Annotated in this window: 9 protein-coding genes; 6 read left to right on the top strand and 3 right to left on the bottom strand. The window is 41.0% G+C overall.

Annotated elements, in window-relative coordinates; translation table 11 throughout:
* Nucleotides 1–3: 3 nt before the first annotated feature.
* The 3 genes from B3139_RS03115 to B3139_RS03105 form a co-directional block, all read right to left on the bottom strand.
* Nucleotides 4–1,017 (bottom strand): DUF4625 domain-containing protein, encoded by a 1,014-nt coding sequence (locus B3139_RS03115; protein WP_293879681.1) that lies wholly within the window; start codon nt 1,015–1,017, stop codon nt 4–6.
* Nucleotides 1,018–1,061: 44 nt separating this feature from the next.
* The gene (locus B3139_RS03110) at nt 1,062–1,538 is read right to left on the bottom strand and encodes a DUF4625 domain-containing protein (protein WP_293879680.1); all 477 of its coding nucleotides are present in this window, start codon (nt 1,536–1,538) and stop codon (nt 1,062–1,064) included.
* Between the two features lie 215 nt (nt 1,539–1,753).
* Entirely contained in the window at nt 1,754–3,922 is a 2,169-nt protein-coding gene (locus B3139_RS03105; protein ID WP_293879679.1) for a TonB-dependent receptor, read from the bottom strand.
* Nucleotides 3,923–4,156: 234 nt separating this feature from the next.
* On the opposite strand from B3139_RS03105, the gene B3139_RS03100 reads away from it, so the two are divergent.
* The 6 genes from B3139_RS03100 (at nt 4,157) to lepB (ending at nt 12,727) form a co-directional block, all read left to right on the top strand.
* On the top strand, nt 4,157–6,634 hold the full coding sequence (locus tag B3139_RS03100) for a tetratricopeptide repeat protein (RefSeq protein ID WP_293879678.1): 2,478 nt from the start codon (nt 4,157–4,159) through the stop codon (nt 6,632–6,634).
* Nucleotides 6,635–6,641: 7 nt separating this feature from the next.
* Nucleotides 6,642–8,432 carry an HSP90 family protein gene (locus B3139_RS03095; RefSeq protein WP_293879677.1) on the top strand — a complete coding sequence of 597 codons (1,791 nt, stop codon included), beginning with the start codon at nt 6,642–6,644 and terminating at the stop codon, nt 8,430–8,432.
* 86 nt (nt 8,433–8,518) lie between these two features.
* Nucleotides 8,519–9,580, top strand: coding sequence for a hypothetical protein (locus B3139_RS03090; RefSeq protein WP_293879676.1), 1,062 nt, complete (start codon nt 8,519–8,521; stop codon nt 9,578–9,580).
* Nucleotides 9,581–9,694: 114 nt separating this feature from the next.
* Nucleotides 9,695–10,168, top strand: a complete 474-nt coding sequence (locus tag B3139_RS03085) for an LIC11966 family surface protein (RefSeq protein ID WP_209579428.1) — start codon at nt 9,695–9,697, stop codon at nt 10,166–10,168.
* Nucleotides 10,169–10,381: 213 nt separating this feature from the next.
* Nucleotides 10,382–11,113, top strand: a complete 732-nt coding sequence (locus tag B3139_RS03080; protein ID WP_293879675.1) for a hypothetical protein — start codon at nt 10,382–10,384, stop codon at nt 11,111–11,113.
* Between the two features lie 36 nt (nt 11,114–11,149).
* Nucleotides 11,150–12,727: a signal peptidase I gene (gene lepB, locus B3139_RS03075; protein ID WP_293879674.1), complete on the top strand. Its 1,578-nt coding sequence runs from the start codon at nt 11,150–11,152 to the stop codon at nt 12,725–12,727.
* Nucleotides 12,728–12,826: the final 99 nt, after the last annotated feature.

Here is a 12,826-nt window from a genome sequence, read left to right as displayed (position 1 = left end):
ACACTAATCTTCCTCTGCATGCAGTTCGAAAGACAGCTTAACGAGGTCTTGACCTGCAAACTTGGTTTCATAATTTGACAAGTTCCAGTCTGTGCGTGTAATGGTTGCTTTGGTGGAAGCATCTTTTAATTTCCTTAATACAAAGAGCACTTGCTTTTCGCCAGCATTGACGACGCCGGCGGTAAAGTAGGTGATTATTCCGGTTGTTTCTGTAGCATCACTAATTGTTGTTCCATCGGCATATTTTGTTTCACGCGTCTGAAATATCGCACCGTTTTCACCAGTGGTGTTAGGATTTAAAATAAATGATCCGCCTAATAGGAATGCTTTGTAGTAATCTGCAGTAGCCTTATTAAGGATGTACTGATTTTGAATCTCCTGCGCTGATGTATCGTATTGTTTAAATTCAATCTTATAAATTTTGGATGGATGCAGGTGCGCATGACCACCGGATAGGGCTTGACCTTTTTCGTTGAAGTTGAGGGTCATGGGTTCTGCATTGCTCTTGTCAGCTAGATCGTGAAAATGGTTTCCATGCGCTGTTCCAGTTACTTCTGTGAAGACAAGTTTAAAGCTCGGTTTTACATCGGCGGCCGTAATCGTTAATGCTGATTCTGCTGTAGTCGCATTTCCGGCTTTGTCGGTGACTGTAAGATGAAAATGATAAGCCCCAGCAGGAGCATCGGCAGGAACATCAATGTGTTCATGGAAGGTAACATTTTTTACGCCGATATATTTACCGTCAGTAAAGGCTTTTGTGAACTTATAAGAGCCACCACCTTCTTGATGAACCTCAATTTCGATTTTAGCAATCAGTGCTTCGGCAAGAATATCACCTTCAAGATGAAGATCTGATCCCGCTTGGACAGTTTTGTTATTGCCACTGCCGATTTCAAGTGTGCCTATCTGGGGTTTTGCAAGTGCTGGGATTTCATCGTTGTCTTTCTTACAGGACGATAGGAAGCCTAAAAGAATTGTACTTAACAGGAAGAAGAAGCGAATGTTTCTAGTTTTCATGTAAAATGGATTTAATTAAATTGAGTTGATAAATATGTATGGTATTACTCGAGTATACGGATGCTGATTCCCTTCTGACTGCTCCATCCCGCCAAGTCAGTCACCTGAATCATAAAATGATAATTACCCGGATCGATATCTGCTGGCACATCGATTTTTAATTCGGCATCATATTGCTGTGGCTGCCCCGGAATATTAACTGTCTTGACCAAAGTGAAGGGCTTGATGGGCGTTTTGATCGCCTCAACCGTACATTCGCCGATTTCAGTGCTATGCGAATGATGGTCAAAATTATGGTGTACGTCAATGCTATAGCTCCCGAGCGCGACGTTATCAGATAGCTTACTGCGGAAAGTAAAACTTGTGCCTCGTTTAATTGTGCTGCATTGTTTTGGGAAAGCCGTTTCCGAATCGATGGCGATGGTGGGTTTTTCGGTATCAATGCTTTCCTTATCTTTTTTACAGGCAACGGCCATCGTAAGTAACACCGCGATAAGTGTATATTTTTGGACTGTTTTCATAGGAGATAGTTTCAATTTTAAATTTTTATTCATTCGTATATCTTTTATTGGTATGCATGTCTGTGTGACGCTAGGTTATTCATTTGTCTTCGTTAAAAATTGTGTAAGAGTTCACTGTACACTTCGATTTACGTAAATCATTGCGATCAAAGGCTTATTTAAAGATGCTATCTTTCGTTAATGTTATTTTTATTCTTTATTCACGGTGGCTCATGTTATGATCGGGACTGTTTTCCAAAGGGAACTCCAATGGATAGGATAAAATTCCTTCCCTGTTCAGGCAAAGAGATCAGCCGATAAAAGCTGGTATGATCCATATATTTCTTGTCAAATAGATTTTGAACCTGTAAGCGTAATTGAAGGACAGATCCCGAAAACCGAAGTTGTGTTCCTGCCCGGAAGTTGAAGACCTGATAAGCTGCTGTGGACTCTTCTGGTGGAACAACGTGATACTGCGCTGCTGTCCATTTGCAATCGACGGAAAGGTAGGTCTCTTTAAAATGTTTGCTATTTTTTGCTGTCCAGCTGATGTCCATCAACGCTGAAGGTGCCGGAGAGAAAGGAAGTGTATAGCCTTTCTTTGCACCCGATAGTTGTTCCGATCGAACATATTCACCCAATAATTCTACTTTCCATTGTTTCAGAGGCTGGTAGCTGAGTTTCAATTCTGCTCCATAACGGCGAACACGGCTTTCCATATATTCAAAGATTTGATTGCCGGCACCATAATATTGATCGTAGCTTGACGTGGGATTAAGATAGATATAATTGGAAAAGTAATTAAAGAATGGCGTAAAGGCGACAAAGACTTTTCTGGGACTCCAGGTCAAGGATAAATCCAGTTGATAGGACTGTTCGGGAGACAATGATTGATTGCCTCTTTCATAACTGAAGTAGTGATAGTTGACACCATTGGCGCCAAGCTCCTGTGCAATGGGGGCCCTGAAACTTTTTCCTACATTAATTTTTGTTTCTAGATCTCCGAATTGATGTGCCGCTCCTATAGACCAAACCAGGCTATTGAAACGACGACTGAGCGCCGAAGCCCGAACTATTCTGCCCGACTGATTATCTTCCAGCTGTGATTCGAACCAATCCTGATAAGGTGATGTCTGAATATGGCTGTAATCGTAACGCAATGCCCCATATATCATGGTTTCGTCCGCGAGTTTGTATTGATCATAGACGAATAGGCCCATTGCCTTTTGGCGAAAACTGGGGATAAGGAAGCTCCAACCATCAATACGGTTATCCTGATACTCTCCATTTGCGCCAATGGTAAGTCGATGTGTGGCCAAATCAAATTGGTCTTTTACAGTGATACTATAGACCTGTTTCTCATATAACCTTTCCAAATTGATGGGAATAGTCATATCTTTTGGATAAACAGGGGGCATATAACCATGCGCGGTGTAATTGTTATATTCTTGCCGGTAATTTTTCTGATAGCCCAGGTCTATCCAAAGCTTATGCTTATCCAGATCGATAAAGTTGCGGTTAATAAGTTTCAGGTGATTGACCGTCTGGCTTGGGAAACCAATGTCACGACTGGATTTGTCATAAAGTACTATATCTACGCCCCTTGGTTCCAAGCCGTGCGCATTGGCAAAGAAGCCAAACTTTGTATGATAATTACTCAGGTAGAAAATCGAAGAAAAACGATCTGATAGATATCCGCCGCGTAGTTGAAAATGTGTCTCTCGTCCCGCAGTGTTACGAACATGCCGATCTTTCAGACGTACCGCATAATTGTAAACATAGACTGTATCTGTGGGGACACGGTAATCGCCATATTCCAGATGCGTGAATCCGCCTCCAAATACCCAATTCCCTTTTCGGCCCTGTGTTTGTAGAGATCCGCCAAAAGTCGCGTTGTTTGACTTTGTCAATAGGTTAAACTGCCCCTTAAAACCTGTCTCCTGTAGTTCCGCTGGCGGTGATAGCCGAATGACACCACCAATGGCATCTGAGCCATACAAAAATGAGCTGGCCCCCTTTAGTACCTCGGCACTCCCTACACTGAATTGATCGATTTCCAATCCATGATCCAATCCCCACTGTTGTCCTTGATGTTTAATTCCGTTTTCTACCGTAGCGACACGATTGAATCCGAGTCCTCGAATCTGAGGTTTGGACTGATTGGCACCTATGCCTATGGCATTGACACCAGGAAGTCGGCTTAATGTCTGCATTAAACTTCCCGCCTGGTATTTTTGTATAGAGTCGGCAGTCAATAGCTGGATCGATAATGCTCCTTCTGCTGCCCGGTGATAACGTCGCCGGCCAACTTTTACTTCTTCAAGATCGATGCTTTTTTCCTGCCCGTAAGATGGGAAAAATAGCTGTTGTGCTGCGATAAGTGAAAAAATGATATACCTATTCATCTATGTGGATTCGATTCGTAAAGAGTAATCTGTGCAATCAATATGTATTACAATTAATATGTATTGCAATTAAGTTGCAACAAATATAGGTAAAAAGATTTTAAAAGCAATTAAGTTGCGTTGTTGTTTTGTGTTATTCTCGTCGTTCCCTCTACAGTGGCAAAGTTTTTGTTACTTTTTAGCGCCTTCAGGGCACAAAAAAGCTTATTTTACCACATACTACAACGATTATATATGAAGTTAAGTGAAGAATATTTCAGTAAAGTTGCTGCATTGCAATCTGCTGAACCTCAATTGACAATTGATCTGTCGAAACCCATTACACCTGATATATGGCTTGATGCTCTCATTCATTTTGAGTATAATATGCAGCAGCCCAGTGCAACCACTCTTTACGATGCATTGTTTGAAAAAGGAACTGATTTTGCTGCAAATGTCTATTTAAACGATGAGGATTATACTTTTTTTATCGATAAAATCAGGGCAATATTGGAACGCTATGCCACTATAAATCCGCAAGCATGGGTCGAGTTGGGGCTACAACATGTTTTATGTCGCCGGCATGCTGTAGAAAAGGAAAAAGCGTCGTTGTATTTAAATAGAGGTATGGAGGCTGGGGTTAAATGGGCGAGACCTCTTTATTTATATTATAATTATTTAGGTGTGTTGGCTGATATTGACCGGGAAACCGCCAAAGCTGAACTTGAATCGCTTGCTTTGGGAGGCGATCTTTATGCAACCGCGTATATTGCCCATATCGATGTATGGACCGATAAATTTGAAGAAGTCTTTGATCGAATTCAGGTGCTTAGACACGCTCAGGAGAAAAAACTATTACGCCATTATTATGAAGCGTTACAATTTTACTACGCTCGTAAAGACAATAAAGCCAAACGCGTGGAGATCCTGGAAGAGGGTATCGCCTTGACCGATTCCCGATACTGCAGGTTTGTTCTGAATGATATAAAACGCGCAGATGCAACTTCTTCCGTTGAACTGGAACGTCTTATACCAGAATATCACGAATTATTTGAATATGGAATGATGGACGCTGCAGTGCAGATAGCGCTCATCAAACTTCAGGGATTAAGTAACACTAATCAGGTAAAGGAGGATTTCGAGCAGCCACTATGGTATTTGCAGAAAGCATACGACTACAATAATATTTATGCAGGCTATCGTCTAGCTTGTCTTTACCTCTATAATGACACACTTCAGGATATCGAAAGGGGCCTATCTTTATTGCAGCTACTCGACCAGCGAGATGATTATGTCGAAGCGCAGGTTGAACTTGCGGAAATACTGTTAGAAGGAAGATTCCTGCCGAGAGATGAAAAATCTGCCTTCCAGAAATTTAGTGCACTGGCACAAAAAAATATTGCCTATGCAAAGTTGCGCATGGGCAATGTGATAGAATCTGGCTATGATGGAATAGATCCCGATTACAAGGTAGCTTTTGCCTATTATCAAGATGCCGCAAAAGATAAACTCCCGCAGGCTTTATATCAGGTCGGCAGGTACCTGAAATATGGCATTCATGGCGAAGAACCTGATTTGGCGGCTGCAATTCCTTACTTCGAAGAAGCGGCCGCTTCTAATAATGTTACTGCACTAACGGAAATGGGATTAGCGTCCGAATTGAAGGCCGAACCAGACTACAAATTGGCTTTTGATTATTTTTCACGTGCAGCTGATCTGGGTTACCCATATGCTTATTATCTGAAGGGAATTTATTTAGAAAATGACTATCACCAGACAGGCGCTCCTCAGCCAGCAGCTGCTTTTGCCGCCTTTGAAGCAGGTGCTAGCATGCAGGATTTAAATAGTATATATGAACTAGCTCGATGTTACCGTGGTGGCATAGGTACGGAAATAAATCTAGATCGGATGATCGATTTATACCAAAAGGCTGCCGAGCGAAACCATGTGCAGGCGTTGACTGATCTTGCCCTTTGTTATGAATATGGTTATGGGCTGAGTAAAGATGCTTTTAAAGCACAAGAATATATTAAAAAGGCGGCTGATTTAGGTTTTCCGTATGCAATCTACGTGATGGGAAGATACTATTTGACCGGCCTTGTGAAACAGGATGTGCCCCTTGGTCTTCAATTGCTGGAAGAGGCTGCACAAAAAAATGTAGGTGAAGCATTGTTGCTGCTAGGCGACTATTTTTTCTTCGACTATGATCAGCGTGAAGAATATGATAAAGGCTTTGATTACTATACGCATGCTGAGAAGCTTGGATATTTGACAGATGGACTGGGTATGTGTTATGAGTTTGGTATCGGAATAGAAGCACAGCCAGCAAAAGCATTTGAGTATTATAAACAGGCCGCAGAACGAGGAAATCAGGAAGCGATCTATCGACTGGGTCGCTGTTTGTATTTCGGAATAGGTGCCGAGATCGATAAAACAGCTGCTTATAGCCAATTTATTGAAGTAGCACAACAAGGAAATGTTTATGCCTGTTATTTTGTTGGCTTACAACTGCTGGACGGAGAAGGTGTACCGACAGACCTTCATGACGGTATTGAATGGCTGATGAAAGCTGCCGATGCTGACCATGCTGATGCGCAATATAAACTGGCCAACTGCTACCTCATGGGAGATGGCGTGGAAGAAAATGAAACGCTTGCCTTGGAGTGGTTTGAACGAGCGGCAGATAATGGACATGAAGAAGCTATTCGATTGACAAAGAAAACGAGAAAGTAACAAAAACATGCAGGAAGAGAAATCATATTCCTTTCAGGTAAACTTGAAAGGAATGATCGCGCTGCTCTCAGAGCACCTATATAGCGATCCCAACACATTTATTCGGGAACTGCTTCAAAATGGGGTGGATGCAATTACAGCATTGAAACACTTGGATGAACATCATCAAGGAAAAATCAAGATAGAATTACCAAACGTTGAGCAACCTAAATTTATGTTCCAAGATAATGGAATAGGTCTCAAGGAGTCTGATATCCACCAATTTTTGTCGGTTATTGGCGAGAGTTCGAAAGGTAAGGACATCAAGGATGCACAGGATTTTATTGGAAAGTTTGGCATTGGACTGCTCTCTTGTTTTGTCGTCAGTGATGAGATTATTGTGGAAACAAAATCGGCGCTTGAACAGCAGCCCTTACGCTGGACGGCTAGAGCTGAAGGCGACTATAAGATTGAGCGCCTGAGTGATGATGATATTCCTGTGGGAACGAAGGTAATTTTAAGCCCCAAAAAACAATACAATTATATTTTTGAAGCGGACTATTTCGAGAAGAAAATTAAGTTTTATGGAGATGCACTGCGAGAATCCATTTCAATCGTGGTAGGAGGTGTTGAAAAGATCATCCATAAGGATGAACCTAAATGGCTTGCTTCATCGGTTTCGAAAACAGATTTGTTAGCGATAGGGAAAGAGCTATTTCATGTCAACTTTTTGGACGCAATTCCATTTGAAACGACTGCGGGAAAAGCAAAGGGCGTGTTGTATGTTTTACCTTTTCGTACGCAATTTAGCAGCAAGCAGCGTCACCGTATCTACTTGAAGCGCATGTTTCTCGCCGAAGAAGATCAATCGATTTTGCCAAACTGGGCATTCTTTGTCCGTATGCTTGTCAATACGGAGGAACTTAGTGCCACCGCATCGCGGGAGTCTCTGATGAAAAATGATTTGCTGCGGCAGGCGAGAAAGGAAATTGCTGCCGTTTTGAAGACGTACCTGCAGCAAGTGAAGAAGATTGATTACGATATTTATATACGTATTATCCAAACGCATTATCTTCATTTAAAAGCATTCGCCCTAGAAGATCCCGATTTCCTAGCAATCTTTTTGGCGGATATCCCATTTGAAACCAACCGTGGACAACGAAGCTTTCAAAATATAATTGATTATCAGCAACAACTCTATTATTGCGCCGACTTTGAAGATTTTAAACAGATTGACCGAATGGCTGATACGCAGGGGATAATGCTTATTAATGCTTCTTATACGTTTGATACCGAGCTACTCCGTAAGATCAAACAAAAATATCCCGAGTATAATATTACAGAGATGTCGCCAAATCAGCTACTAGAGACCTTTCAGCCGATTCATGAAGACGAGCATCATCAATATTTTTCTTTTCAGAAAGATGCACAACGCATTTTGGACGACTACAACTGCATTTTGGAAATTAGACGGTTTAAACCAGTTGATACGCCGGCCATTTTTACAAAAATGGACCAAAATAACGTGGAAAATACGATTAGCCAATTGAAGGAAAATGCAAATCCCTTTGCGCAGGTACTCAAGACATCCAGGCCAAACAAGGTCCAGAATACATTATGCTTAAATGCCGATAATGCATTGATCACCACGCTAATGGATATAAAGGATGCGTATATGCTACGTTCAGTGATGGAAGTCCTGTATGTGCAAGCATTGATTTTAGGCAAGTATCCGGTACAGGAACGCGAAATGAAAGTCTTGAACGAGGCCCTGAAGAACCTCATTGTCATGGGACTGGATAATTTCGTGAATCTTTAAAGCCTTTTTTACGTTTCTCATCCGGTCATTAGAAAAGTTGTTTATAACGGAACTATAATTCATTAAAAGAACACAATAAAATAGAAATGTATACACTTAAAATTCAGAAACTTCGCAATCAAGTTGCGCGAGTAGATAATACATTGGAGAAAGTCAACCTATTGACGCAGGCTATTCGGATTGCTGATGAAAATCAAGATATTGAATGGGGATATGAGCTCCGTTTAGATTTAATTAGCGAAGAGATCGATCTTGCTTTCTCGACCGAATCTTTACCTGCTTTTGCTTGGATACTGCAGGCGTATGATGAAAATCCGGAACGCTTTAACGAAGAGGATTTCTTATGGCAGTATAAATGGATGATGGCCGAACTATATGACAATCCCGCTGTCAGCCGTAAACAGATAGAAGCTGCTCTAGGCGACTTTGAACAACGGTTGATCCGTAATGGTTATGGTAAGCGCGCCATATACAACGAGGAACTCAGTGATGCCCTGGCGCAAAAGGATCTGGCTGCTGTTGAAGTGGCATTGACGAATGTGAATGCTTTGCAAAGAGATGATATGAGTGACTGTGAAGCATGTGAAATGGATGCAGAAGTATCAGCAACATTATTGCAGTATGGCTATGCCCCAGCAGTAGAAAAAGCTTTGCCACTCATTGAAGGACAGTTCACCTGCTCACATGTTCCTCTGCGTACTGCCGTAAACCTTGCATATGAAGGTTACAAGCATGGAGATGCTGAACAAGCAGACAGAATGGCAAAACTCGCAGAAACGGAGGTGTTTAAGAAAGAGAAAGATTCCGCAATATTAATATCAGCTATTAAACTAGCAACATATTTCTCGTATACCGACCTCGGTAAATCCAAGGAATGGATCGAACGATTTTTACCCTGGGCCGATGGACCCGAAAATAGATCCATGTTTCAGTTGGCGTGCTACGTTTGTGAAGCCATGAAAAATTTTAGAGCTGACGAACATTTTATGCTTGAGCTAGGGCAGCAGCATAATCTTTTCCAAGGTAAAACTAGCTACACAGCTAGCGAACTGGCTGGGCATTATAGGAAATTGGCGCATCAACTTGCGGATCGGTTTGATCAACGTAATGGCAATAACAACTTTCGCAATCAACTAGCAGCCTTATAGGTTTCAATAGCTTCTATAAATCCCTGATTTCCGTGATGGGATTGCGCTATGTTCGAAGCTATCTTTGTGTAAATGAGTTCCAAATACTAAAATTTAAAATAAAAATAGATCAATATGATTAAAAAGATGATTACCGGCGTTTTGACCATGGCGGCTCTGACTATGTCGAGTTGTGGGGCGGGAGTAAAAGATCCTGCAGCATACAATAATTCGATTATTACCGTGATCAACGGAAGTGAAAAACATGTGACGGACATGAATGCAGCAATGAATAGCTCCGATTATACCAAAGCTGAACAAGTGCGCACAGAATGGGAGAAGTCTTTAAATGATGACATCAAAAAAGTAGAAGACCTTGGTGATTTTAAAGGTGATGCAACATTCCAAAAAGCAGTGCTCGATGGGTTAAACGGCTACAAGAAGATCGTTACGGAGGATTATCCGAAATTGATTGAGCTTCGCAAAAATAAAACATCCGATGCAACGACAGAATCTGCATTACTTGATAATATCAATAAAGCATTTGAAAATATGGGTAATGGAGTCAATAAAGCTTCAGCAGAATTTGAAAGTAAATATACAAGTTAAAAGTACTCAATCAGCAAAAGCAAAAGCCACATCACAGAAAAATGATGTGGCTTTTGCTTTGTGGGGTATGAATTTCATATTTTTATGTAGTTTTACACTAAGTGCGGAGAAGAAATTCCATTTCAAGCTAATGTAACTCAAAGGTAGCTTTAGCTTGTATAAAAAAAGCGTGTTCATTTCATTTCAAAAGTTATTTATAGCATATTGCCTTGTATGAAAGTCATATCAATCTTATTCAATGTGATTTTATTCACCTTATTGGGGACGTCAATTGTGCGTGCTCAAGAAACTGCAAAAGACCAGGACTACTTGGTACTTATGAATGCCGATACGATTTATGGAAAAATCTCATCTATCAAAGATCATAGACTAAAATTTGAGAATCAGCAAAAAGAAAAGTTAACTTTTCAGCCTGGCGATGTATACCGGGCGTATTGGCAATCGAAAAGGAAAGTTTATGCACCCTCTTATGTGGAAAACGGACTAGAAGTGGTTCCGGGTACATCTCCAGAGATGTATCGCATTCAGAAAGGACTCAGTGAGGGCCCCGCTTTTGCTGAAGTACTCGTTGACGGAGAAATTATGGTTTATTATGTGTCTAATTTGAATCTAGGGGGTGGAGGAGGAATGATGTTTGGTACCGGCGGCGGTGGTTCTATGCTGTCCGTGGGAATCAGTAAGTCTAAATATGCTTATGCATTAAAAAAATCAACCGGTGAAGTGATTGAAATAAATAGTAACACAAATGGCTTTTTTAGCAACAGTAAAAAGAGGCGCACAATTGCTTTGGGGCGTTTGATCAATGACGAACCGGAGTTGTTCGCGGAATTTGAAAATGAAAAGAAGTATGATTATGATCTTTTTATAAAATATATCATGCGATATAATGAACTGCAAAAAGCGAAGGATTCATCAGCATCCGCGGCCAGATTATTTATTTATTAAGAATTTACTCCCTATTGTTGCAATTAAAACAAACTTATGATACTTATCGTTTTTACTGTATTGACCCTCATTGCAGCTTATGGTTTTTGGCTGCTATTTAAAAAAGCAGGCCGTAAAGGTTGGGAGGGTGTTATTCCCGTTTATAGTCAATGGATCCAATCGAAGATACTGGGCAAAAAGGCCTGGCATCTTATTCTATTGATCGTACCAATCGTGAATGTCTTTGTCTTTTATAATCTTTATCTCGATTTTATTCATTGTTTTGGAAAGAGAAGATTTTGGGAGAACTGCGCTGCTGTATTAGTTCCGTTTATTGTTTTACCACTTTGGGGTAAGGATAAAAATGTGCAATTTCTGAGCGGGCTATATGCCAAAAATTTGAGAGCAGCTAACGCCGAAGGTCGCGGAACGACAACGGAAAGTGAATTGGAAATCGCACATGAGTCTTATGTAGATTATAGCAAGAAATACCCCTATAAAAAGTCGATGGTGCGCGAATGGGCCGATGCCATTGTTTTTGCCACTGTTGCTGCCACGCTGATTCGTGGTTTTTTATTGGAGGCATTTATGATTCCTTCAGGTTCTATGCAGCAGTCGCTCCTGATTGGAGATTATCTCTTTGTCAGCAAATTGAATTATGGGCCCCGTATTCCAAATACACCCATAGCTTTCCCTTTTGCACATCATACCATGCCACTTATAGGCGGAAAAGCATTCTCTGAGCTTATTAAAATTCCTTACAAGCGATTGCCCGGATTTCAAGAAATAAAAAGGAATGATGTGATCGTATTTAATGCCCCTGCCGGCGATAAGGTTGCGGTGGAAAATCAAGACATACCCTATTACGATTTGGTACGTAGCATGGGGCGTGAGGCCGTACATCAACAATTTACGATTCAAACTCGTCCCGTTGACAAAAGAGAACATCTAATTAAGCGATGTGTGGGAATGCCCGGAGACAAAATCAGTATGAAAGAAGGTGTCTTGTTTGTAAATGACAAGCTAGGCTTTGTAGCGCCAGAAAGTCAAATGGATTATACGGTTATCACTGATGAGACAGGTCTCGACGAACAGCGCTTGAAAGATATGGGAATAGAAGTTTCTGCCATTCAGCCTGGTGTGTATCTCATCTTTTTAACAAATGACCAAGCGGCTATGGTAAAATCTTGGTCCAATGTTAAATCCATGCAAATGAACTTACGCAAGCCTGGAGAAGCCGAAGCAAATACTTTTCCAAATGATCCTCAGTATAAATGGAATTACGATAATTTCGGACCTTTTGTGATTCCAAAAAAAGGAATGGCGATTTCCTTGAATGCTCAGACGTTGCCGCTCTATGCGCGAGCCATAAGCGTGTATGAAAAGAACCTGTTAGAGCAGAAATCGGATGGCGTATATATCAATGGTAGGCGTACAGATTCCTATACATTTAAAATGGATTATTATTGGATGATGGGCGACAATCGACACAATTCGCTCGATGCTAGAGACTGGGGATTTGTTCCTGAAGACCATATTGTCGGAAAAGCACTATTTACCTGGATGAGCTGGAATGCAGATGGTAATGGGCTTTCAAAAATACGTTGGAATAGAATTTTTAAAGGTATTCATTAACAAAGAAGGAATACTCAAAGCAAAAGGGGAAATGAAATACTACAATCATTTCCCCTTTTATTTTTTTACTGGTGCTTGTAAAGCAACGAAAAACTAATC

This window comes from Sphingobacterium sp. UBA1498 (assembly GCF_002325125.1).
In the GTDB taxonomy this organism is placed as follows: Bacteria; Bacteroidota; Bacteroidia; order Sphingobacteriales; family Sphingobacteriaceae; genus Sphingobacterium.
Note: the sequence above shows the minus strand (reverse complement) of the source record. Positions and strands in the feature narration are given on the sequence as shown.

Coding starts and splice junctions, on each gene's coding strand:
- B3139_RS03115 (WP_293879681.1), bottom strand. CDS start 1,017: ATGAAAACTAGAAACATTCGCTTCTTCTTCCTGTTAAGTACAATTCTT.
- B3139_RS03110 (WP_293879680.1), bottom strand. CDS start 1,538: ATGAAAACAGTCCAAAAATATACACTTATCGCGGTGTTACTTACGATG.
- B3139_RS03105 (WP_293879679.1), bottom strand. CDS start 3,922: ATGAATAGGTATATCATTTTTTCACTTATCGCAGCACAACAGCTATTT.
- B3139_RS03100 (WP_293879678.1), top strand. CDS start 4,157: ATGAAGTTAAGTGAAGAATATTTCAGTAAAGTTGCTGCATTGCAATCT.
- B3139_RS03095 (WP_293879677.1), top strand. CDS start 6,642: ATGCAGGAAGAGAAATCATATTCCTTTCAGGTAAACTTGAAAGGAATG.
- B3139_RS03090 (WP_293879676.1), top strand. CDS start 8,519: ATGTATACACTTAAAATTCAGAAACTTCGCAATCAAGTTGCGCGAGTA.
- B3139_RS03085 (WP_209579428.1), top strand. CDS start 9,695: ATGATTAAAAAGATGATTACCGGCGTTTTGACCATGGCGGCTCTGACT.
- B3139_RS03080 (WP_293879675.1), top strand. CDS start 10,382: ATGAAAGTCATATCAATCTTATTCAATGTGATTTTATTCACCTTATTG.
- lepB (WP_293879674.1), top strand. CDS start 11,150: ATGATACTTATCGTTTTTACTGTATTGACCCTCATTGCAGCTTATGGT.